Source organism: uncultured Microbulbifer sp., assembly GCF_947498635.1.
Lineage (GTDB): Bacteria > Pseudomonadota > Gammaproteobacteria > Pseudomonadales > Cellvibrionaceae > Microbulbifer > Microbulbifer echini.
In genome coordinates this window covers 1-22,444 of sequence record NZ_CANMKV010000053.1, presented here as the reverse complement: position 1 = coordinate 22,444, position 22,444 = coordinate 1, and the positions used below count along the sequence as shown (strand labels likewise).

The 22,444-nt window shown below is 49.7% G+C and carries 20 protein-coding genes and 1 tRNA gene; 18 read left to right on the top strand and 3 right to left on the bottom strand.

What is annotated here, in order from left to right; all coding sequences use genetic code 11:
* From Q1A69_RS18335 to Q1A69_RS18315, 5 genes are all read left to right on the top strand, one after another.
* A partial coding sequence (locus Q1A69_RS18335) for an IS4 family transposase (protein ID WP_299588807.1) occupies positions 1-501 on the top strand: 501 nt, incomplete at its 5' end.
* Positions 502-880: 379 nt separating this feature from the next.
* On the top strand, positions 881-1,762 hold the full coding sequence (locus Q1A69_RS18330; RefSeq protein WP_299588805.1) for an IS3 family transposase: 882 nt from the start codon (positions 881-883) through the stop codon (positions 1,760-1,762).
* A 59-nt stretch (positions 1,763-1,821) separates the two neighbouring features.
* Positions 1,822-2,124 carry a CPCC family cysteine-rich protein gene (locus Q1A69_RS18325; protein WP_299588802.1) on the top strand — a complete coding sequence of 101 codons (303 nt, stop codon included), beginning with the start codon at positions 1,822-1,824 and terminating at the stop codon, positions 2,122-2,124.
* A gap of 1,136 nt (positions 2,125-3,260) precedes the next feature.
* Positions 3,261-4,760, top strand: a complete 1,500-nt coding sequence (locus Q1A69_RS18320; protein ID WP_299588799.1) for a vanadium-dependent haloperoxidase — start codon at positions 3,261-3,263, stop codon at positions 4,758-4,760.
* Between the two features lie 1,124 nt (positions 4,761-5,884).
* On the top strand, positions 5,885-6,655 hold the full coding sequence (locus Q1A69_RS18315; RefSeq protein ID WP_299588796.1) for a sulfite exporter TauE/SafE family protein: 771 nt from the start codon (positions 5,885-5,887) through the stop codon (positions 6,653-6,655).
* A gap of 57 nt (positions 6,656-6,712) precedes the next feature.
* Here Q1A69_RS18315 and Q1A69_RS18310 read toward each other — a convergent pair whose 3' ends face one another.
* Positions 6,713-7,336, bottom strand: a complete 624-nt coding sequence (locus tag Q1A69_RS18310; RefSeq protein WP_299588791.1) for a tRNA-uridine aminocarboxypropyltransferase — start codon at positions 7,334-7,336, stop codon at positions 6,713-6,715.
* 27 nt (positions 7,337-7,363) lie between these two features.
* Here Q1A69_RS18310 and Q1A69_RS18305 point away from each other — a divergent pair, with 27 nt between their 5' ends.
* The gene (locus tag Q1A69_RS18305) at positions 7,364-7,801 is read left to right on the top strand and encodes a GNAT family N-acetyltransferase (protein ID WP_299588787.1); all 438 of its coding nucleotides are present in this window, start codon (positions 7,364-7,366) and stop codon (positions 7,799-7,801) included.
* A 903-nt stretch (positions 7,802-8,704) separates the two neighbouring features.
* On the opposite strand, the gene Q1A69_RS18300 is transcribed toward Q1A69_RS18305, so the two are convergent.
* Together Q1A69_RS18300 and Q1A69_RS18295 are read right to left on the bottom strand one after the other, a co-directional pair.
* Entirely contained in the window at positions 8,705-9,736 is a 1,032-nt protein-coding gene (locus Q1A69_RS18300) for a family 16 glycosylhydrolase (protein ID WP_299588784.1), read from the bottom strand.
* Positions 9,737-9,817: 81 nt separating this feature from the next.
* On the bottom strand, positions 9,818-10,168 hold the full coding sequence (locus Q1A69_RS18295) for a glycoside hydrolase family 16 protein (RefSeq protein ID WP_299588781.1): 351 nt from the start codon (positions 10,166-10,168) through the stop codon (positions 9,818-9,820).
* A gap of 650 nt (positions 10,169-10,818) precedes the next feature.
* Between Q1A69_RS18295 and Q1A69_RS18290 the strand changes: the two genes are divergently transcribed.
* From Q1A69_RS18290 to Q1A69_RS18235, 12 genes are all read left to right on the top strand, one after another.
* The gene (locus Q1A69_RS18290) at positions 10,819-11,466 is read left to right on the top strand and encodes a CinA family protein (protein WP_299588778.1); all 648 of its coding nucleotides are present in this window, start codon (positions 10,819-10,821) and stop codon (positions 11,464-11,466) included.
* A 174-nt stretch (positions 11,467-11,640) separates the two neighbouring features.
* Positions 11,641-12,675, top strand: coding sequence for a recombinase RecA (gene recA / locus Q1A69_RS18285; RefSeq protein WP_299588774.1), 1,035 nt, complete (start codon positions 11,641-11,643; stop codon positions 12,673-12,675).
* A complete protein-coding gene (locus tag Q1A69_RS18280) occupies positions 12,676-13,161 on the top strand; it encodes a regulatory protein RecX (RefSeq protein WP_299588770.1) in 486 nt (161 codons plus the stop codon).
* Between the two features lie 98 nt (positions 13,162-13,259).
* The gene (gene glpK, locus Q1A69_RS18275) at positions 13,260-14,738 is read left to right on the top strand and encodes a glycerol kinase GlpK (RefSeq protein WP_299588766.1); all 1,479 of its coding nucleotides are present in this window, start codon (positions 13,260-13,262) and stop codon (positions 14,736-14,738) included.
* Positions 14,739-14,786: 48 nt separating this feature from the next.
* Positions 14,787-15,806: a class I fructose-bisphosphate aldolase gene (locus tag Q1A69_RS18270; protein WP_299588764.1), complete on the top strand. Its 1,020-nt coding sequence runs from the start codon at positions 14,787-14,789 to the stop codon at positions 15,804-15,806.
* Between the two features lie 37 nt (positions 15,807-15,843).
* A complete protein-coding gene (locus Q1A69_RS18265) occupies positions 15,844-16,683 on the top strand; it encodes an alpha/beta hydrolase (protein WP_299588762.1) in 840 nt (279 codons plus the stop codon).
* Between the two features lie 132 nt (positions 16,684-16,815).
* Positions 16,816-17,001: a Trm112 family protein gene (locus tag Q1A69_RS18260; RefSeq protein ID WP_299588759.1), complete on the top strand. Its 186-nt coding sequence runs from the start codon at positions 16,816-16,818 to the stop codon at positions 16,999-17,001.
* Between the two features lie 4 nt (positions 17,002-17,005).
* Positions 17,006-17,353, top strand: coding sequence for a histidine triad nucleotide-binding protein (locus Q1A69_RS18255; protein ID WP_299588756.1), 348 nt, complete (start codon positions 17,006-17,008; stop codon positions 17,351-17,353).
* A 71-nt stretch (positions 17,354-17,424) separates the two neighbouring features.
* Complete coding sequence (gene alaS, locus Q1A69_RS18250; protein ID WP_299588754.1) at positions 17,425-20,037, top strand: alanine--tRNA ligase; 2,613 nt, start codon at positions 17,425-17,427, stop codon at positions 20,035-20,037.
* Positions 20,038-20,166: 129 nt separating this feature from the next.
* Positions 20,167-21,390: an aspartate kinase gene (locus Q1A69_RS18245; protein WP_299588752.1), complete on the top strand. Its 1,224-nt coding sequence runs from the start codon at positions 20,167-20,169 to the stop codon at positions 21,388-21,390.
* Positions 21,391-21,628: 238 nt separating this feature from the next.
* Positions 21,629-21,823 carry a carbon storage regulator CsrA gene (gene csrA, locus Q1A69_RS18240; protein ID WP_091391203.1) on the top strand — a complete coding sequence of 65 codons (195 nt, stop codon included), beginning with the start codon at positions 21,629-21,631 and terminating at the stop codon, positions 21,821-21,823.
* A gap of 282 nt (positions 21,824-22,105) precedes the next feature.
* A tRNA-Ser gene (locus tag Q1A69_RS18235) sits at positions 22,106-22,195 on the top strand.
* Positions 22,196-22,444: the final 249 nt, after the last annotated feature.

Below are 22,444 nucleotides of genomic sequence, written 5' to 3'. Positions count from 1 at the left end.
CCACCAGAAGGCAAAAAAGGTATTGAATGGATGCTGCTGACCGATCTTGCAGTTGAGGACTTTAAGCAAGCGAGGATCATCATTGAGTGGTATCGAAGTCGATGGGAAATTGAAACCTATTTTAGAGTGGTGAAAGGCGGATGCCAGATAGAAAGTAATCGCTTTAGAACCGAGCAGCGAATGCTGAACTGTATTGCAATCTATATGATTATTGGGTGGCGTCTACACTCCATGACAACACGAGCACGAACGCTTCCTGATACATCGTGTACGAAAGTCTACTCTGAAAAAGAGTGGCGTATGATATGGATAATGCAAGCTAAAACCTCCCCACCAAATGAAGCTCCAAGTATGAGAGATATAACTCGTATGTTGGCAGGACTTGGAGGCTTTCTGGGGCGGAGCGGCGATGGTGAGCCTGGAGTTAAAACCGTTTGGCAGGGGTACACTAAACTTCTCCATTATATGGAGGCAGCGGAGGCTTTAAATGGACTTAAATGATGTGTATAAAACACAGCGGCGGCGTTAGGAGTAAGACTTACCCACGTTTAGTAGACACCCTGTATAGTTAGATTTCGGCCTAACACGGAGGTGTATCATGGGTAAGAAAAGAACTCAGGCGTATACGGAGGAATTCCGCAGAGAAGCAGTTAAGTGAGCGGAAAAGCCTGTAGCAACAACGGCTTCTGTGGTGCGAGAGCTAGGCGTCAGCCACAGCAGATCTACAACTGGCGTCGTTAATTTAATCGACTGTCTGATAAGCATTTTAATAGTTTAGACGGCGTTGACTATTCCAAACAGGAAAGCGCTGAAGTTCACAAGCTCAAGAAGGAACTGCATGAAGCTCGTCAGGAGGTTGAATTTCTAAAAAAAGGCAGCTGTGTACTTTGCAAACCACCAAGAGCATCAGTACCCACTGATGCAAGAGCATGTAGGGTCATTCCCGGTTAGCTTGATGTGTCGGTGTTTAGAAGTCTCAAGATCGGGTAATTATCGATGGCGGGGGCGGTTGCCATCTGCTCGCACGATTAGAAAGATACGAACAATCGAGAAAATCCGAGAGACGTTTTCTGAGCTTAAAGGTCGTTATGGCGCGCCTAGAATCGCTTGCGAGCTTCAAGAGCTAGGTGAGCCATGCTCACGGAACTACGTCGCTAAGCTTATGCAACAGGAGCATATTAAAGCGAGAAATGGCAAAGGCTTTCGATATAGTCAGCCGGTAGAGGGGAGCATTAATATCTCCGCCAACTTACTTAAGCGTTGCTTTGATGTGAATCGACCAAATTGCCGCTGGACAAGTGACATTACGTATATCTGGGTTCTGGAGCGGTGGTTGTACCTCGCGGTAGTTATGGATCTGTACTCTCATCGTATTGTAGGTTGGGCATTCGACTCCCAGATGACCGATGAATTGACACGTCGAGCATTGAAAATGGCTCTAGAGCGACGACAAATAAAGCCTGGACTAATAGTTCACTCTGACAGGGGGGTGCAATATCGTTCGCAGAAATACCAGGATCTCTTGTCCGAAAGCAAGTACAAGCCGAGTATGAGTCGCCAAGCTAACTGTTGGGATATTGCGGCAATGGAATCATTCTTTAGCAGGCTAAACGTCGAGCTGGTCTATGCCGGAACATTCGAAAGCGAAGAGCAAGCAAAATCTGAGGTGTTTGAATACATTGAGATTTTCTACAATAGGGTTCGAAGGCACTCTGCATTGGGCTATGTTAGTCCAGCAGAATACGAACGAAACTACGCATAGTTAGAGGGCCTTCTTTTTGTGGGCAAGACCAACGTTGAGGGTATACATAGAGAGTGCCAATGAAATTAGCTGAATATGAAATAGGCTCTCAACTAGTCCAATGTGGATGCTGTGACTATTATTCCCTGGTCGAGCGTGGGAAATGTCTGATTTGTCCAGTATGCTACTGGGAGGATGATTATGATTGCACAAATGAAAATGGGCTGGTATTAGATATAAAGTCCGACCTTAATAATGATTTTACATTAGTTGAAGCTAGAGAGAATTTTAAGCGCTACGGGGCTTGGCTGGAAAAGTTTAGTGGAATTGTTCTAAGCGAAGAAGAAAGAAAAAATTTAAAGTATGAGCAGAGAAACGTATAACAAGCACAGGCAAGATCGCAAGTACTTCGTATTTACTGGACCTCCGCCGCTTTACGGCTCCGGTCCGTGTTGTGGGCGTTAAATTGCATAAGCTTACCTTCAGCGAATAAAAATTCCACTATAGGAACATACTCTGTAGGGTCTAATTCTTCCGGACACTTTGCTTGGTAGTTTTACCATCTTAGCGAAGTGTCCGGAAGTATTGGACCAACACAATATTAGCTGTCTCAGCTTTATGGTCTGCACAGATGAAATTCAGCTCGTGTCTTCCTTTGTATTGAGTGAGTACTCTTTTTAGTTCATAGGTTAAAGTTGTTTAATGGTGTTTTTGATGCCATTGCCATTACTGGGGGCACTAAATAACTGGTCGACAGCTCTCACTAAGACATGGATTTATTTCTGCTTCTATCGATTCCTATATTGATCTCTTGAAGCCCCATAAGATAAGCTGTCACCGCTTTTCTACTTTTGATTGTGGTCCAATATGGCTGTTTGAATTATATCTCACGAGTGCCTGTCACATTTCTACTTATTAATGTTCTTTATGGGGCAATAATGTATGAATGCTTGCAGGCAAGATCTTCGGTGACCACCGAAGGAGGGTCTCAATTTACCTACGTAAGAAAAGGATTTTCAATCTCAGTATCAGACAAAAATAGTCATACAAGACAATACTGCCAAAACTTTGTGTGTTGCCTTTTATTTAAAAAGAATACACAAGAAGCCACCATCTCATTTTGGTCGAAAATTACGACGTTAGGTTTAGGTGTGATGCCAAAAAACAAAGATCACCAAGCAAGGTAGAAGCACCTCTCTCTGTTGAGGTTTTGAATGTGGGGCCATCTAAGTTGATGGTTGTTCATGGTTGCGAAGGCATTAGCGGTATTGGTTGCATAACTCTGTTTCTCAGCGAAACCGCTGAGTAGACTCGGCTTACTATGTTCTTTGACTATTTTTTTCTGAGTTCAAAAAAATCAGTAAATATGGAGGTTATGACAATTTCTAAAGAGATGGAGGGCAGCGGATATAGAAGGTTGAATTGGTTTTTGAAGTATTTGTGCGTAGTAATCCTAAAAGGTGTTTGTAGGATCGATGGACCTTAAAAGCATAATGATCAAACATAAAAGGAGATGTCAATGCTAACAAATATAATTTGTAAGAAAGTTGTAAAAGGTATTTTGGGGATTTTATTTATTTCGGTAAGTTGGCAGGCGAAAGCTCTTACGTGTCCACAGCTGGCGAATGTTCCATTACCGCCAAAGTGCAGCTCTGTGGATCTAGGAACTTGTAATGCCGCAGTACAAAATATAATTCCATTAGCAGCATGTGCGATTTTCGAAGTGTCGCCCGCGGCTAATGACGCAACGCTTGTACTTCGTTTTACGACACTGATCACCAACTCTTGGTATGATGCAACAGCGCCTTATCATCCCACCGCTAAAGGAGTCTACTCTGATATTGGGCGGATGCCTCCATCGACAGACAATGGTGAATTAAACATTGCGCTTTCTTATGCATCTCATAAAGTATTAAGTGGTTTGTTTCCGCATTTGATATCTGAGTGGGATAATATGTTGATTGAGTTAGGCCTAGATCCTGACAATATTTCAGAAGATACCACTACACCGATTGGTATAGGAAACTATGCAGGTAGAAAAGTATTGGAGGGGCGCGCTAATGACGGTATGAATCAATTGGGCAATGAGGGCGATCAACTATATCATCGATTGCCTTATGCCGATTATACTAATTTCAAACCAGCCAATACTGCATACAAATTACGTTTTCCCTCTAAGTGGCAACCGGCGGTTTTAATGGATCGCCCAGGGGTATACCGGGTTCAGCAATTCGTCACGCCCCAAATTGCGTTAACCACACCATACAGTTATGAATCGCCGGAAGAATTTACTTCACCAGTACCGTTGAAATCGAAAATTTGGAATTTTCCAAGTTATGTGGCGCAAGTAAATGATGTGCTAAATACGTCTGCTAATTTAACTGATGAGCAGAAAATGAAAGCTGAATTGTTTGACATGAAAATATTCAGCTTAGGTTTTGCTGCTGTATTCGCGTCGGAATCCCAGGGTTTATCATTAATGGATTTTATTCATTATGATTTCTTAACTAATATGGCTGCCTTTGACACAGCGATTACTATTTGGAAAGAGAAGCGTCGTCATAATTCCGTGCGGCCTTTTTCCGCTGTTCGATATATTTATAAAGACGCACCTGTTACTGCTTGGGGTGGAGTAGGTAAGGGAACGGTAAGCGATTTGCCTGCCAGCCAGTGGACGAGCTATTTACCGGTTGCTGATCACCCAGAATATCCGTCGGCATCTGCGAGTTTTTGTGCGGCACATGCAGAAACAAGTCGTCTCTTTTTGCCTCAAGGGGACATTTTAGGATATACGGTACCCGCGCTTACAGGAAGCTCTCAGATTGAACCTGGGATAACGCCACAAACTGATTTGTATTTGAATTTCCCAACTTGGTCATCATTTGAAGAGGACTGTGGTAACAGCCGTGTTTGGGCTGGTGTACACTTTGAACCTTCAGTGCCGGCAGGCCAGGCGATAGGCCACCAAATTGCTCACCGTGCTTATCAATTTTATCTTTCAAAGGTGGCAGGCCAATAACGGAGACAAATCGTTACGGAGGATATATTCACTAATCAATTTGGTGGATATATCCTCTATTCCGTTTGTAGTACAGAGGTTTTTATTCCAGAATATCTATATTTTTAAAGATAGATTTTTCTTACCTGGAATTTATCCATTTTGTCGGGGTAAGGTCGGTTTTTAGAGGGCATGAGTTCTAAATCCTAAGCACAATTTGATGCTCAAGATTGGATCGATAGATGTAGGGATAGATTAATTCTTTCAGAATGTATGCAGCATGTATTTCTATAACGTAATTTGTTGTCGATTTATATGAGTGATGTTCGTTCAGGAAGTCTCAGCATATAGCTCCTTGGCTCTACGGTTAAATAAATAGTGGACTTTCATTTTTTTGAGTTATGCAGGGAAGCAGCAGGTAGTTGCCGAATACATTTGCTGATGTTATTTCTATGTCCGTTATCGATTGACTCACTTTGAACTCAATATCCAGCCAAAAAAATTAGCCTGAGCTATCACTGCTTTATAAAGTCGGGCCGTTTGTGAGATGTTACTGAAAAAGTTAAATTTGTTAAATTTCGGAAAGTGTAATTTCTGTCTTTAAATTACAATCTACTCATCAGTATTGAGTCTTATACATTGTGCGGGACGTTAAACTTAAATGCAGGATGCAGGAGTGAATAATGAACATGAGGTGTTAGCAAATCATGATGTTGGGAGGTTGCCGTGCCAGGATTGTTCCGAACAATAAACGCTTGGTATTCGATGGTTGTAATGTGATTTAAATCTATGTTGAGCAATTGATTTCGATCACGGATACTTTTGTGATGCCTAAAGAGGTTGCCGATACAGTCTAGATGCAGGTCTCTAACGGGAGCCACCTGAAAGAATATGGGGTACCTCTGCTCCTGGATAATATTTAACCATACAGCTGCATCACTTAGAAAATGATTAGTATTTTACCTGTTTGACATTTGGCTCTTTTATCAGTTTATTTGGTGTATCATTCAGGTGTAATTCGGCTCAAGGGCTTGTGGTACTTATTGAATATCTATTTCGAATGATGGCCCGCTTTGATGATAATGCTTCTTTTGTGGGTTAAAGTGGCTACTTGAAATTAAGGTATCCAATGGACTGGAGCACTGGTGCAAATCGAAATAATTATAATAGGCCTTTTATTGGTTTTGTCAGCAGCTGCTATTCATGGAGCATTGGGTGTGGGGTTTCCTATGCTCGCAACGCCTGTACTTGCGCTGGTTTACGATTTAAAAGTTGCGATTACCTTCACAATAGTGCCATCGTTTCTGGCAATACTTTTTAGCTTGTATCAGTGCCGGAATTACAGTGTTGACTTAAAAGAACACTACCTACTAATAGCGGTCGTCTCTCTGGGGAGTCTGTCGGGCGCGTGGCTGCTTACTTGGGCCAATGCGAGTGTTTTAAAACTGCTTTTGGCTGGCGCGATATTATTATATTTATTATCTGGTTTTCTACGAAAATATCTGTGTTTGCTGTCGTCTAGGCCAGTGGCGTTCCCTGTGCTTATGGGGGCTTCGGCGGGTTTAATAGGGGGTGCTACTAATGCAATTGCGCCACTATTAATGATCTATTTGCTTGAAAGGGTTAGGTCAACAAAGGAAATCATCCTTGTGGCTAATATCTGTTTCTTGATTGGGGAATTAATGCAACTTGCGGTGTTTTCTCTTTTTTTTACTTTCGAGGATTTACAATTAGTGCCTCTGTCTATGATCACACTTGTTACCTATATAGGCTTGCTTGCAGGGTTTAAGTTTCAATCAACAATAGATGAGTATTGGTATCGTTCAATTATTCGATATGCTCTGTCGATTTTTATGTGTATTTTAACTTACCAAGGGGTGATAAGCCTGTTCTTCTCAGGTGCAAGTGTGGCTTAGTACTTTTATGAGTATTCTGAAGGGCGCTGTGTGGTTTGCCGCGAGCTTGTTGGCTGATCAAATGCGAATAGCTGCTTTAGTTTTTTTCCGGTAATTCAATTGCTGTAAGGCCACCATTTTCTCAAAGGGCTTGAGTAGTTGTAAAAAATCCCTATTGTTCTCAAGTATCAACATCGCTTTGGTAATACTTTCAATGGTTGAGAGTCCGTTGGAGATAGAGGTTTTGCGAATGGAGTAGTTTGATTCCAGGCTGTCGCCCAGATTAACCCTGGGAATTTTTTGTAGGCTGGGATTTAAGTGAAGAATCTTCTTTGATTTTTTCCATGTGGCATCTATGACGATCAGCTGTTCAACCATCAAATACTGGCTGTCAGTATTATCACTTACATACCGATTTCCATCTAACTGGATACTGTCAGGCAGCCATGCCAAAGAGGGGTAGAGAAGAGCTGAGGGCTTGCTTAGCAGAGTGTTTAACTGATCACTAGTGAGTGTCTCCGTGATTATCATCTCACTGTTATCCAGACACAAATGCGTCATACGACCGGTATTAAACGGGTGCTTCTCTTCTTGTGGGTGCTGTATGATCACTACCTTCACAGTGTTGGCCAGATTCACCAGTGCGCTGCAGTAACAGACGTTAGGTGGGCGCAGGCAGGTATTACAGGTCTCTCTGGGCATTTCTCTATTACAGGTTTCGGTGGATTCATGGCGGTCATACAGCCTTCTTATAGCCCTCAATGGCTGACGGATATCGAAATTCCGCTGGCGAACAAATTTTACCGCATGCACGGATTCCGTGGCAAAGCCAAGCGACACGAGGACTGTGCAGTGGTGCGCAGCGAACAGAGCGAAGTGGTGGGCTGTGGTTATATAAGGAGGTACGAAGCTTTTAAATTGCTGTCGGGGGTTGCGGTGGCTCCAGATCACCAGGGGCGGGGAGTTGCGAGGGCGTTGCTGGTACTCCTTGCCGAGCGCTTTGACCGGGATACCTATACCTTTCCCTATGCGCATTTAGAGCCTTTCTATTTATCTCTGGGTTTTGAGCGGGTGGGAGCTGAGGTGTTGGCCGAGCCGGTTGGAAACTTGTTTCACAGCTACTTGAAGCAGGGCCGCTCAATTTTGGCGATGGTCTTTCGGGGATAGATTTAGTGATTGGATATTCCTATAAGTCAATCTATCTTGGGAATTTTTACCAGTAATGTCACTCAAATTACTGGGATATAGGATATTTCCCCGTCCTTCTCTTGGCTACTGAATAGGCACCAGCATTCTGATCTGGTACCTGGTTCATTTAGAAGTGGCTGATTTCTCAGATAACATTTCCTGTGTGTCTGTGTCTGTGTCTGTGTCTGTGTCTGTGTCTGTGTCTGTGTCTGTGTCTGGCTCCGCACATTTTAGGCGTTCATCGGAGGCGTTGATAGGGGTTGGTTTTCTTATTCGCGCTATCACACAAGAGGAACCATTGTGGTCCAGATGATTGAGTCGCTATTTCCCTATACGGTCTAGGCGGTATTGTGACTTCCTAGTCGATAGAGTGTGTGCTTGGTGGTTCGGTTTTGCGGCTCTTTGCTCCATCATAATCTTGCCTGCTTCTGGATTCATCCCAGGCGTCTTCCCTGGTATCGCTATCATGATTGATACTGTCCCAGAATCGTCGATATTGTCGATTGTGATACCGCAGGTCTCTTCAGCACCACTGAATAGCCAGACCCGCTGAGCGGTCCTCGATAAATCCACTTGATCAATCTAAGTATTTTGCGTTGGTTATCTGCCTATAAGGTTGGCGAAATGAAGGTTCTGAATACAAGTGGTTGGAGGCCTTTGCACTCAATAGAAGATCATCAAATTAATGGCGAGTTTTGGGGGGATTCCTTTTTTTACGGGGGCTGCCTCTGCTGGCCGAGATACATACGGCTGGCTTGGTCAATACAAAGACTTATTGATTCTTTTGTCGACGAATTAATACAGCTAGAAGCGCTAATATAGACGGCTATGATATAGAGGAATATTTATCTCTTTCATTGCCGGATGATTAACTTTCTGGGATCAGTTATCGCTCTTAAGTGGAGTGTTTGGGGCGCCTCTTGGGTGTTTATGTTCTTTGTGGCATTTGTGTCGGGGATGCTGAGAATGATCGTTATGTGAATTGCTGGAAAAGTAAATATTGTCGATTTCGATTTCGCTGATATCACCCCCTGCACCCAACAATTCGAATAATTGGAGTACATTCGACATGTCGACCTCATCGCTGAAATCTCGAACGGGGATGGATGTCGGATGCCATTCACTGTCGCGTTCTAAGCCGCATTCCTCATCACCATGGACCAGGTCGACCCAGGTACCATTCCCGCTGCCGGTGCTCGCAATACCAATGCCGATGGTTTCTATACTCGTAGTGTTAATACGCAAATTCAGGAGGCCATTCTGGTAGTATATCAAGTTGAGGTCATAGTGCATCGAAAAGACCATACCAAACCAATCGCTGGCACCAATATTAAATGTCAACGCATCACTATCTTTGGTACTTACGGCACCCTCCATGTTATTCCAAATATAGAGTTCGGTATCTGTACCGAGCTCCAGGGATTCGGTGACATCTCCTTCTTTGCCGTAGAGACCGGGGTTGTCAGATTTTGCGCTCTCCTCGGCCAGAGTGAGTTCGGTGCTGTAATCGCTGGCGTCGTTGTCGTAGATACGCACGTAGTCCACATACATTTTGGCCGGCATGAGTGCGGTAATTTCTTCATGAGTGAATATCTGTGGGAAAATACCACCAACGGCTAGGTTGAGAATTAGGAAGTGGTTCTGACGAAATTCGTCAAAAGTTGGATCCCCACTGTCAATACGAATGACTTTATTAGCCTCGCTATCCACCCACATCGCGATCCACTTGGGGGTCCAAGTCATACCGAAGATATGATAGTCCTCAGTTAAGTCGTGGCTGAATTCAAAATTCTCAATCAGGTGCTTGCTCTGGTCGTAGTCTGCCTGCCCGGTGTATTCATCGGACTCATGGTGCCAGTGAAAGGCACCGGAGACGGCCGAATTTGCACTGCCACTGCTTAGCGCTTCAGCCATGCCGGCTTCCAGGGTATCCAAATCGCCACAGGCAGGCCAACCGGCCTGGCCATAATTACTGCCGAGTTGCCTAAAGGCGGGTCAGAGGCCGGTGTCGAGGTCGGGTAGTTTGATGCGAGCTTCGATGGTGCCGTATTTGTACGAGAGCCGCCCCAATGTTTTCAGGCGTGCGGATGAGAAGCTACCATCTGTGTTGCGCAGTGCCTGGATAACTAGGTTGCCATTTTCAATGTAGGCATTCGTGTTGTCATCGGTGTAATTTTGTAATTCGTTATTGCCCCAGCCCGAGTTGCCGACATCGTAGGTCCAGACGGATCTATTGATACCTACACCGTCGAAATTGTCTTGCCAGACTTGTGTTTTTGCTGTGGTTGATAGGAACGCGCAGGCCGTGACAATAGTGAATAGCATCACTGATTTCTTAAGATGCATAGTTTTCTTTCTTGGTTGATTTTAATAAAAAATGCCATTTTAAGGGAGTTCTATTTTTTATTCGGTATTGTGTTGTTGTGGGTTTCGTGGATTCGGTAGGGCCGTTTTTTTAAATCGAAAATTGCATTTTTTAGTACCAATCAAAGCCTAACAAATACGTGGTTGTATTGGGGCGACAGCGCAACCCCTTTGTCGTACAGTCGGTCCTGCTTGTGGTATAGGGGCGGAGAGGCTATTTCCAGTGAGTCATGAGTAAACTGATTTATGGAGAGCTAAAGGGGGTGAGGTAGAGAGATAAATGACAATATTGGTTTTCGATATGGTGTATGGCTCGGGAAAAATTAATTATTTGGGCGTGGTGGAAGGTCGCATATTGAAGCGAATAAAATGAACTTGCTTCGCAAGGGTTTTCTTATTTTGAACTCTGGAAAAATAGAAATGATCAGCTAGGCTCAGCTTTGGTATTTAGGCTGGGATTGGTGTGGTTGGACAGCAAGTAAAAAATACCTTTCCCCTAGGTGCCTTCTGGAAGCATGCTTGCGATCTTTCTGGGGGGGGGGGCATAGGGTCCCACGAGAAGGTGAAAGGGGCTTTCTCTGTTCGTCTTTTCAGCTTGGGGTCGGATAGAGGGCTGAGCAGGTGTAAATGTTGTGTCATCGCCGCGTATCCAAATACTATTCTCCCTGGGGGAGGGGCTCGTTCGATCGACTTTAAAAAAAGGGGCCGTGTCCGAGCAGCCCTGGTGGAGGCTGGCCCAGAGAGATAACTGGTGGGGAGAGAAAATGTTTGATCATGGCGAGATATCTACATTGGCGCAGCGGCTTGGTGATGAGTTGGGAAAGCGCGCTTGGTTTGTGACTTCGGCAGAATCCTGCACCGGCGGAGCAATTGCCGCGGCAATCACTTCCATCCCCGGTGCGTCCAATTGGTTTGATGGCTCTATTGTCAGTTATGCCGATCGCATCAAACACAGCGTATTGGGGGTGGATGCGAAAGACCTGAAGCTTTTTGGTGCGGTCAGTGAGCCGGTGGCTCGTCAGATGGCCTGTGGGGTGTTGGCCATGATGGATGCCAATCTGTCTGTTGCGGTAAGTGGTATCGCCGGCCCTGATGGCGGCAGCGAGGAGAAGCCGGTCGGCACCGTGTGGATAGCTTGGGCCCATGCGGAGGGGCAGGAGCCGGTCCAGATCGATGCTCAATGTTTCCACTTTCAGGGGGAGCGCACCTCGGTACAGGCGCAAACAGTGATGGAAGCGATCAAGGGTATGCTAGCAATTCTGGACGAGCATCCCGTCTAAGACCGTCTGCCCGGTCAGCTTGTGCTTGTGGGGGTGGGATTGCGCTGGGCAGAGGTCGGCGAAATTCTACTGGGTTGATTGGTACTGGTCGTGCCGGAATTACTGGTTGCCTATACAGTGATCCTTCGATAAGCTTGCCACCACTCAACACAGCTCAGAAATACGGGAATGGTCATGGATTCCAATAAAGACAAGGCTTTGAAGGCGGCGCTGTCGCAGATCGAGCGCCAGTTTGGCAAGGGCACAGTGATGCGTATGGGGGATAAGGAGCGCGTGCGTATCCCCTCGATCTCTACCGGTTCCCTCGGCCTGGATGTTGCCCTCGGCATCGGCGGTCTGCCACGCGGCCGTATTGTCGAGATCTACGGTCCGGAATCCTCAGGTAAAACGACCCTGACCCTGCAAGTGATCGCCGAGGCTCAGCGCAAAGGTGGCACCTGCGCTTTCGTGGATGCGGAACACGCCTTAGACCCTATCTATGCCGAGAAACTGGGCGTGAATGTGGATGAGCTGATTGTTTCCCAGCCGGACACCGGTGAGCAGGCCCTGGAAGTGGCGGATATGCTGGTGCGCTCTGGCGCTGTAGATGTATTAGTGGTGGATTCTGTGGCGGCCCTGACCCCGCGCGCTGAGATCGAAGGAGAGATGGGAGATTCCCACGTTGGCTTGCAGGCCCGCCTTATGTCCCAGGCTCTGCGCAAGCTGACCGGTAACATTAAGAACACCAACACGCTGGCGATCTTTATCAACCAGATCCGTATGAAGATCGGTGTGATGTTTGGCTCTCCGGAGACTACCACCGGTGGTAATGCCCTTAAGTTCTACTCCTCTGTGCGCCTGGATATCCGCCGTATCGGTGCTGTAAAGGATGGCGACGAGACGGTGGGTAACGAGACCCGCGTTAAAGTCGTAAAGAACAAAGTGGCCCCCCCATTTAAGCAGGCCGAGTTTCAGATCATGTACGGCGAAGGCATCAATGTGATCGGCGAGATCGTCGATTATGGTGTGAAGATGGGCTTGGTTGATAAAGCTGGTGCCTGGTACAGCTACAAAGGCGACAAAATTGGCCAGGGCAAGGCCAATGCTACGAAGTTTCTACGAGAGAACCCGGATCTCCGCAATGAGATTGAAGGGCAGTTGCGCGAGCAACTACTGGGTGACCTCACTCCAGCCAGCCCGGAAGTGGCTGTGGAACTGCCGGAAGAGTAAGTGTCTTTTTCCAGGGCGGAGTCCTCCGCCGATCCGGCTCAAGCGCTCTTCGGTGCGGCGCTTGAGTTACTTACCCGCCGCGAACACTCCCAACTCGAACTGAGGCGGAAGCTGGCGGGTAAGTTCTCCGATGCCGATTTCGAAGCGCTGTTCGAGCGCCTGCAAGATCTCAACTACCAGTCCGACCAGCGTTTTGCGGAAGTCTTTGCGCGCTCTCGTGTCCTGCGTGGTCAGGGACCGGTGCGTATTCGCCAGGAACTGCAGCAACGAGGGATTACCAGTGAGCTTCTATCTCACACCCTTGAGAGGCTAGAGGTTGACTGGTTTGCCTTGGCGCAGGAGCAATTGCAGCGCAAATATCACTCGCTAATCAATATGGCACTGCCGCGGGATCAGCAGGCAAAAGAGCGCGCACGTCGCCAGCGCTATTTGGCCTATCGCGGTTTCCCCTCCGATGCCATCCGTTGGGCTCTGGACGAAAAGTAACCGGGCTTATACCCTCATCTATGTCTGAGTTGTGGAGTCCGTTCCGCCGACTCGGGTAACACGATGGTGAGAGAAAAATAATAAGCGCGAGAAACTTTATGATCCTGTCTATTGACCAGGGCACCACAGGCACTACGGCCTTTATTTTCGATAGTAGTGGTGCGCTGGTGGGCCGCAGCTATTCGGAAATTCCCAATTACTACCCCGAGCCCGGCTGGGTTGAGCAAGATGCCGAAGAGATTTGGCGGGTCACCCAGCGCGTATGCGCTGCGGCGCTTCAGCGCGCCGGTATCCGCGCGGCCGATATCAAGGCGGTGGGCATTACCAACCAGAGAGAAACTACGGTTCTGTGGGATCGGCATACGGGTGAACCGGTACACCGGGCGATTGTCTGGCAGTGTCGGCGTTCGGCAGATATCTGTGAAAAATTTGCCGCAGAGGGGAAGTCTGAGTGGTTGCGGGAGCACAGTGGGCTGTTATTGGACGCCTACTTTTCTGCAAGCAAGTTATTGTGGATGTTTCGCGAGCAGCCGGATCTCCTGGCCCGCGCCCGTAGGGGAGAGCTGTGTTTTGGCACGATAGACAGCTGGTTAATCTGGAGAATGAGTGGCGCACGCGCACACCTGACCGACCACAGCAATGCCAGCCGCACCTTGCTCTATAACCTAGACCAGCAGAACTGGGACCCGGAACTTCTGGTGCTGTTCGAGTGCCCGGAATCTATTTTGCCTGAGATCAGGCCATCGGCTGGCCACTTTACCGATACCGATCCCCAAGCCTTTGTCGGGATCGGTGCTCCGATTTGCGGGGTGGCCGGCGATCAGCAGGCGGCGCTGTTTGGCCAAGGCTGTACGCACCCCGGCGACATAAAAAATACCTACGGTACGGGCTGCTTTATGCTGGCCTATGCTGGCGACAAGCGGCCCGAGCCGCCCCGTGGGTTACTTGCCACTATTGCCTGTGACGCGCATGGCGCGCCTGCCTATGCGGTTGAGGGTTCGGTTTTTACGGCGGGCTCTGCGATACAGTGGTTGCGCGATGAGATGGGGCTGATCCAGCAGGCGGTTGACTCTGAAATTATCGCGCAGAGCATCCCCCATACCCGGGGTGTCTATTTGGTGCCGGCCTTCAGTGGTTTGGGGGCCCCTCACTGGAATCCTTCGGCGCGGGGTACCTTGTGCGGCCTGAGTCGGGGGGCTGGGCGTGCAGAGGTGGTGCGCGCCACACTCGAATCTATCGCTTATCAAAGTAATGAACTAGTGCGGCTGATGGAAGAGGCGCTGGGGGTTGATATTACCCATATGCGTGTCGATGGCGGCGCCTGTGCGAATAACTTTCTAATGCAATTTCAGGCTGATATTTCTGCCTTGCGCGTGGAGCGTCCCAGACAGGTTGAGTCTACGGCGATAGGTGCAGCGCTGTTGGCGGGCATCGGCAGCGGTATCTGGCATTTTCATCGATTACCGGAGTGCCTGCAGGAGATTGAGCGGGATTTTATGCCGGGGATGCCCGCGGTAAAAAGAGATTCCCTGGTGATGGGCTGGGAGCGGGCCGTTGCGGCCTGCAAGACATTTTGATCGGGACGGCTATCTTTGACTTGGCTTCTGGCAGATGGAGGTGTCTCTATGACGATTCGCGATGAGTTGCAGGCGACGATTGACGCGCTGGTTGATGGGCGTCGTGGGATTCTGGCCGCAGATGAGAGCGGCGCTACTATCGCTAAGCGTTTTTCGGCGGTGGGATTGGCGTCGACAGAAGAGTGCCGCCGCGATTACCGTGCGGCCTTATTGTCGAGTGAGGGGCTGGGGGACTTTGTCAGTGGGGTGATCCTGTTCGAGGAGACGCTCGGCCAGTGTGATAGTGCTGGTGTGCCATTGCCAGAGCTGGCTGTGGCGCAGGGAATCCTGCCGGGTATTAAAGTCGATAAGGGTAAAGGGCCTCTCCCCGGTGCGCCGGGCGATATGGTGACTTATGGGCTCGATGGTCTTGTGGAGCGATTGCGGGAATACAAGGCGCGGGGCGCGCGATTTGCCAAGTGGCGCGAAGTGTATCCAGTGGGTGCCCACAACCCCACAGCGCTTGGGCTTGCGGCCAATGCGGAAATGCTGGCGCGCTATGCGGCTGTTTGCCAGGCCGAGGGGGTGGTGCCTATCGTTGAGCCGGAAGTCCTTATGGATGGCAACCACAGTATCGAGCGCAGTGCAGGGGTGAATGAACAGGTCTGGCATTCAGTTTTTCATGCCCTCCATCGGCATGGTGTGGTTTTGGAGTTAATACTGCTTAAGCCAAGTATGGTGACTCCGGGGGCAGAATTACCTGGTGCGGAGCCGGAGGAGGTCGCCGAATATACCCTGCGCAGCTTGCGTCGATGCGTGCCTGCTGCTGTGCCCAGCATTAACTTTCTGTCCGGCGGTCAGGGTCCCGAAGAAGCGACAGAGAATCTCAATGCACTCAATCAGCTCAACAACGCCCCCTGGCAGTTAAGTTTTTCCTACGGGCGGGCACTACAGCAGCCCGCGCTGTCGGCGTGGGGAGGCAAGGCAGATAAAGTGGCTGAGGCGCAGAGGGTGTTAGTCAAGCGGGCATGTATGAATCACCTGGCCATGCTGGGTAAGTATCGCGATACCCTTGAGGGTGAGGGCTGAATGAATCCTGAAAAACCAAAAAAAGTGGGGCGTGCCGATGGAATTTGTGACAAGGAATGTAAGCCTGCATTACCGCCGCTGGTGGGTTGAGGGCGCACAGGGGGTGGTGGTGATTTCCCATGGGCTGGGTGAGCACAGCGGCCGCTATAGTGCCCTGGCCGCCCATCTCAACCGGGCTGGATTCAGTGTTTATGTACCTGATCATTACGGCCATGGATTGTCTGAAGGAAAAAGGGGGCACATTGAGGATTTCTCATTCTATTGTGAAGATCTTTATGAGTTCATTTGCCTGGTTAAAAGTGGTAACCCCGGTACGAGCCTGCACTTGTTGGGGCATAGTATGGGCGCGGTGGTTGCCTGTGGCAGTGCCATTCGTTACGGGGCTGTGGACAGTATCATCTTGTCGGCGCCGGGGTTCCGCGGTGCCAGGGAGCCATCGGGTCTGGAATTGAAGTCGGTATTGCTGCTGGCAAAACTGTTTCCGCAGATGGTGCTCTCCAGCAGGATTGACGATCAATGGCTGAGTCGGGATCTGTCCGTGGTTGAAGCTTACCGCGAGGATGAGTTGACTCATCGGGGGGTTTCCCTGCGCTGGTTTGAGACGTTCCTGCGTGAGCGTGAATTTCTTTCCGATAATCTAGAGCGGTTACTGGCCCCTTGCCTGATGCTACTACCGGAATCAGACCGTCTGGTGGATGTTGAGATTAGTCGCGAGTGGTTTGAGCGCATGGGCTCGATGCGAAAAATGCTGCACTGTTTCCCCGAGGCCTATCACGAGCTTTTCAATGAGGTTGAGGAGGGGCGGTTGGCGCGAGATTTACTGCTTGGTCACTTAAATTCGCAAGTGGCGCAGGCGCATCCTGTCGCCTCTGGATAAAAACGCGTGAGTGCCACTCACAGAGCCCAGAAGCTGTGGCGAATGCCGTGAAAAACCCTATGAAGCATTGTATGATACGCGGTCATTTTTGCCCCCTGCATGTTGTGCCAGGGGGAAATAGTGGGGTGAGACATGGATAAGAAGTTACTGAGCCTGTTAGTGTGTCCGGTAAGCAAGGCGCCGCTCGAGTACCATGAAGAGACACAGGAGCTGGTATGCAAAGCCAGCGGTTTAGCCTATCCAATAAAGGATGGGATTCCTGTGATGCTGGAATCCGAAGCGCGTCAGCTGACAGCTGAGGAAAAGCTGGAAAAATAAACCAATGGGTGAACCCAGCGTTTTCTGTCAAATTATCTCGGGCGCGATTTCGGCCGAGAAAATCTACGAGGACGATCTTTGTATCGTTATTGAGGATCGGGCGCCACAAGCCCCGACCCATCTCCTCATTATTCCGCGCAAACCTCTGGTCAATTTGTTCGACGCCAAAAGCGATGACAAAGTCCTGCTCGGCCATCTGATGTGGGTAGCCGCCGAACTGGGCAGAAAGTTGGCGCTAGAGGGGTTTCGACTTGTAGTTAACAATGGTCGGAGCGCGGGACAGACCGTATTTCACCTGCATGTCCATCTGCTGGCTGATCAACACATGCCCGAACAGGGGCTTGCACAGTAGCGGGACAGACGAGGCACCGCGTCATCGGTGCCATTCAATAACTCTCAACTAACGAAGTGGAATTACGCCGGATGAAAAGCGCACAGATTCGCGACGCCTTTCTGAATTACTTTGCCGAACAGGGTCATACCGTGGTGCCGTCGAGCTCTTTGGTGCCGGGCAATGACCCGACCCTGCTGTTCACCAACGCCGGCATGGTGCAATTTAAGGATACCTTTCTCGGCCAGGAGTCTCGCCCCTATAAGCGGGCGGCAAGCTCTCAACGCTGTGTGCGCGCCGGAGGTAAGCACAACGATTTGGAGAATGTCGGTTATACCGCGCGGCACCACACCTTCTTTGAAATGTTGGGTAACTTCAGCTTTGGCGATTACTTTAAGCGAGATGCCATTCGTTTTGCTTGGGATTTCCTCACCAAGGTGTTGAACCTGCCGGAGGAACGTTTGTGGGTAACTGTGCATATCAGTGATGATGAGGCCGCGGATATCTGGCAGAAAGAAGTGGGTGTTAGCCCGGAGCGTTTCTCCCGTCTCGATGAGGACAATTTCTGGCAGATGGGCGATACCGGCCCTTGTGGTCCCAGCTCAGAAATTTTCTATGACCACGGTGAGGACGTACCCGGTGGCCCCCCTGGTTCCGAAAACGATGATCTCGATCGCTATATCGAGATTTGGAACCTGGTATTTATGCAGTACGAGCGCACGGCCGATGGCGAGCTGCACCCGCTGCCCAAACCCTCCGTCGATACTGGTATGGGTCTTGAGCGTATCGCCGCAGTGATGCAGGGCGTGCACTCCAACTATGAAATTGATCTCTTCCAGGCGCTATTGCGAGCGGCCAGCGATATTGTCGGTTGCGATAACCTGGAAGAAAAATCTCTGCGCGTGATTGCAGATCATATCCGCTCCTGCTCTTTCCTTATCGCCGATGGCGTTATGCCTTCAAACGAAGGTCGTGGATTTGTATTGCGTCGAATTATTCGCCGGGCTGTGCGTCACGGACACAAGTTGGGCCATAAAGAAGTATTTTTCTATAAGCTCGTGGGCGCCCTGGCAGTACAGATGGGGGGGGCCTACCCGGAGCTGCGTGAAAAGCAGGCGCTAATCGAAAAGGCTCTGCGCAAAGAGGAAGAGCAATTTGCCAAGACCCTGGATAAGGGCATGGCATTACTGGAGGGCGCACTAGGTTCCCTTGCGGGTAGTGAGATTCCCGGTGAGTTGGTGTTCACCTTGCACGATACTTATGGCTTCCCCACGGACCTGACTCAGGATATTGCCCGCGAGCGCGGTTTATCTTTAGATATGGCCGGCTATGAAGCTGCCATGGAAGCTCAGCGTGAGCGTGCCCGAGCCGCGGGTAAATTTAGGCAGGATTATACCGAGACGCTGGACCTGCAGGGGTTTACAGAATTTCTCGGCTATGAAACCACTGAAGCCGAGGGCAAGGTTGTTGCCATCATTAAGGCTGGTGAGCTGGTCGAGCGCCTGGACGAGGGTGAGGAAGGGGTAGTGATTTTGGATCGCACACCTTTTTACGCAGAGTCCGGCGGCCAGGTTGGCGACAGTGGTTACTTGATTGCTGGTGCGGGTCGTTTCGAGGTGCGCGATTGCACCAAGCAGGGCGGGCACCACCTGCACACAGGTAAGTTGCTTCAGGGCGTAATTACCGTAGGCGAGCAGCTCACCGCCGAGGTTTCGGCTGCTGTGCGGGAGGCAACGGCCCTCAATCACTCCGCCACTCATTTGTTACATGCGGCCTTGCGTAAAGTGCTCGGTGAGCATGTCACCCAGAAGGGTTCCATGGTGGATTCTGAGCGCTTGCGTTTTGACTTCTCCCATCCGGAAGCGGTTACTACCAAGCAGCTACACGCGATCGAGTCCCTGGTAAACGCGCAAATTCGCGCCAATACATCTGTAGATACCTGCGAAACAGATATCGAATCCGCCAAGGAAATGGGTGCCATGGCACTGTTTGGCGAGAAGTATGGCGATACAGTACGCGTCCTTTCCATGGGGAGGGCTGAAGGCGCGGTCTTTTCGGTAGAGCTGTGTGGTGGCACCCATGTACAGCGCACAGGGGATATCGGCCTGCTGCGTATTGTCAGCGAGAGCGGCATTGCCTCCGGCCAGCGCCGTATTGAAGCAGTCACCGGCGCGCATGCGCTGTCCCAGTTCGAGCGCGCTGAACAGCGCCTCGAACATATGGCGGCACTACTCAAGGCGCGCCCCGACACCCTTGGGGAGAAGGTGGAACAACTGCTGCTCAACAATCGCAAGCTGGAAAAAGAAGTTGCCCAGCTTAAAACCAAATTGGCGAGCGGCGCTGGTGGCGACCTTACCGCACAGGCGGTGGACATTGCGGGCTTTAAGTTACTGGCGGCCTCTATTGATGGTGCCGATCCCAAATCCCTGCGTGAGCTGGCTGACCAAATGAAGAACAAGTTAGGCAGTGGGGTTGTCTTACTAGCGGCACCGGGTGAAGAGAAAGTTGCACTGGTTGCGGCCGTTACCAAAGACCTTACCGATCGTTTGTCGGCTGGTGACCTGATGCGCTTTGCCGCCGGCAAGATTGGCGGCAAGGGCGGTGGCCGTAGCGATATGGCTCAGGGAGGCGGAACAGATGCCTCTGCTCTGGCGGGTATGTTGCAAGAAGTACCGGTATGGGTTGAAAGCACACTCAAGGGCTGATTTCAATTAAATTGGCGTCATAAATAGTGTGTGAAGTTGATTTCGCCGAAGTTTGGTGATTAAGTGCGCGCCTGCACGATTTCGAGCGGTGCGCGGACTGGGCTTGGAGCTAAGGAAACGCAAAACGTTATGAGTTTGTTCGTGCAGAAATACGGTGGTACTTCCGTGGGCTCCATTGAGCGCATTGAGGCTGTCGCCGACAAGGTTGCCGCATTTCGCGCCAAGGGGCACGGTATGGTTGTGGTGCTTTCCGCCATGAGTGGAGAGACGAACCGCCTGATTGATCTCGCCTATCAGATCCAGGAAAAACCCGACCCCCGCGAACTCGATGTCCTGGTATCCACCGGTGAGCAGGTCACTATCGCACTATTGAGCATGGCTCTGAAGAAACGAGGCTACGATGCCTGCTCCTATACTGGCGGGCAGGTCAAGATCCTTACGGATAATGCACACACCAAGGCGCGTATCCAGCGCATTGACGTAGAGCGTATGCGCATGGACTTGGACCTCGGCAAAGTGATTGTCGTCGCGGGATTCCAGGGGGTGGATGATGATGGGAATATCACCACCTTGGGGCGTGGCGGCTCAGACACAACGGGAGTGGCCCTCGCAGCCGCGCTCGATGCCACGGAGTGTCAAATTTATACGGATGTTGACGGGGTCTATACCACTGACCCACGGGTGGTGGATAGTGCGCGCCGTATGGATCGGATTACCTTCGAGGAAATGCTGGAAATGGCCAGCCTAGGCTCCAAGGTTCTGCAAATTCGCGCCGTTGAATTTGCCGGTAAGTACAAAGTTCCGTTGCGCGTGCTCTCGACTTTTGAAGAGGGTGAAGGAACCCTGATAAGCCTGGATGAGGAAAATAACGAGATGGAACAGCCTGTCGTATCCGGCATCGCATTCAATCGCGATGAGGCGAAATTAACCATTCGAGGTGTACCGGACACCCCAGGTGTAGCCTGTCGCATCCTCGCACCAGTTGGCAGGGAAAATATCGAAGTAGACGTGATCGTGCAGAATATCAGTGCGGTCGATGGAACTACCGATTTTACTTTTACGGTGCATCGCAATGATTTGAGCAAGGCTCGTGAGGTTTTGGAGCGCGCTTCAGCGGAACTTGGCGCCCGTGAGGTGATCACAGACGACAAGATTGCGAAGGTCTCTATTGTCGGCGTGGGAATGCGTTCCCACGCAAATGTGGCGAGTCGTATGTTTAGTGCGCTGGGTGAAGACAACATCAACATTCAGATGATCACCACCTCTGAGATCAAAATATCGGTGATTATCGATGAGCGCTATCTTGAGCTGGCAGTACGCGCTTTACACAGTGAATTTGAGCTCTCCAAGTGAGAGGGGCGAGAAAAATACTATAACCGGAACGAAGGCGGAAAGAGTCTCCCATTTCGATTCAGTTGCTTGGCATTGCATCCAACCTGTTGAGATTTCGTTCGACTGGTCAATACTGAAGAGTGTGATGGGTAGTTTTTGACCTTTTGTGCACCGCCGCCCGGTTATGATGACCAAATAAGAGCAGCTTTGGGAAACGCCAGCTGCTCTTTATCACAGGATGATCAAGGAGAAGTAGGTAATGTTGATTTTAACCCGCCGAATTGGCGAGACGCTGATGGTTGGCGACAATGTCACGGTTACCGTGCTGGGGGTGAAAGGCAATCAGGTGCGTATTGGCGTGAATGCGCCCAAGGAAGTCGCCGTCCACCGCGAAGAAATTTACCAGCGTATTCAGCGTGAGAAGCAATCCTCTGAGGAGGGTGGCAACGAGTAAATAAATAAATTCAGAAAAGGCCGGCATTCCGGCCTTTTTTATTTTTACTCTGTGCGAGAACCATGCCCCGCATTTGGCGGAAAAGCCTTTTTTTTATACGCCTTGTTTAAAAGGTGTTCACGAAAGTGAAAAAGTACAAAAAGTTATTGATTCCCCATTGATTTTTCCCGAACCGTTGGTATTATGCCGCCCACTTTCAACGACCAAGCAAATTAGCTTGGTCGGCGGAAAAGACCTCTTTGAGAGGTTGGCTGAAGCTTAATGTTCAGCGAAAAACTTTAAGGTGAGATGGCCGAGTGGCTGAAGGCGCGCCCCTGCTAAGGGCGTATGGGTTAACACTCATCGAGGGTTCGAATCCCTCTCTCACCGCCATACAAAAGGCGATCTCAATGAAAGCCTGAAGCACTTCGAAAAAAAACATTTCGAAGTGCTTGCAAAAAGAAGTGTCGACGCTATACTGCGCGCCACTCAAGCAAGGACGGAAACTGCCTTGCAGGGATTCGGAAAGCTCTTTGAGTCACACGGATCACCGAGAAAAAGCTGAAAAAAACACTTGATTCAGCGACCAGGATGTGTAAAATACGCGTCCCGCAGTTAGAGCCCGGCGCTCAACTGAGTTGT

Bases quoted from the DNA above. Each gene is read 5' to 3' on its own strand.
- Q1A69_RS18325 (WP_299588802.1), top strand. From the start codon at position 1,822: ATGAAATTAGCTGAATATGAAATAGGCTCTCAACTAGTCCAATGTGGA.
- Q1A69_RS18320 (WP_299588799.1), top strand. From the start codon at position 3,261: ATGCTAACAAATATAATTTGTAAGAAAGTTGTAAAAGGTATTTTGGGG.
- Q1A69_RS18310 (WP_299588791.1), bottom strand. From the start codon at position 7,336: ATGCCCAGAGAGACCTGTAATACCTGCCTGCGCCCACCTAACGTCTGT.
- Q1A69_RS18305 (WP_299588787.1), top strand. From the start codon at position 7,364: ATGGCGGTCATACAGCCTTCTTATAGCCCTCAATGGCTGACGGATATC.
- Q1A69_RS18300 (WP_299588784.1), bottom strand. From the start codon at position 9,736: ATGGCTGAAGCGCTAAGCAGTGGCAGTGCAAATTCGGCCGTCTCCGGT.
- Q1A69_RS18295 (WP_299588781.1), bottom strand. From the start codon at position 10,168: ATGCATCTTAAGAAATCAGTGATGCTATTCACTATTGTCACGGCCTGC.
- recA (WP_299588774.1), top strand. From the start codon at position 11,641: ATGGATTCCAATAAAGACAAGGCTTTGAAGGCGGCGCTGTCGCAGATC.
- glpK (WP_299588766.1), top strand. From the start codon at position 13,260: ATGATCCTGTCTATTGACCAGGGCACCACAGGCACTACGGCCTTTATT.
- Q1A69_RS18270 (WP_299588764.1), top strand. From the start codon at position 14,787: ATGACGATTCGCGATGAGTTGCAGGCGACGATTGACGCGCTGGTTGAT.
- Q1A69_RS18265 (WP_299588762.1), top strand. From the start codon at position 15,844: ATGGAATTTGTGACAAGGAATGTAAGCCTGCATTACCGCCGCTGGTGG.
- Q1A69_RS18260 (WP_299588759.1), top strand. From the start codon at position 16,816: ATGGATAAGAAGTTACTGAGCCTGTTAGTGTGTCCGGTAAGCAAGGCG.
- Q1A69_RS18255 (WP_299588756.1), top strand. From the start codon at position 17,006: ATGGGTGAACCCAGCGTTTTCTGTCAAATTATCTCGGGCGCGATTTCG.
- alaS (WP_299588754.1), top strand. From the start codon at position 17,425: ATGAAAAGCGCACAGATTCGCGACGCCTTTCTGAATTACTTTGCCGAA.
- Q1A69_RS18245 (WP_299588752.1), top strand. From the start codon at position 20,167: ATGAGTTTGTTCGTGCAGAAATACGGTGGTACTTCCGTGGGCTCCATT.
- csrA (WP_091391203.1), top strand. From the start codon at position 21,629: ATGTTGATTTTAACCCGCCGAATTGGCGAGACGCTGATGGTTGGCGAC.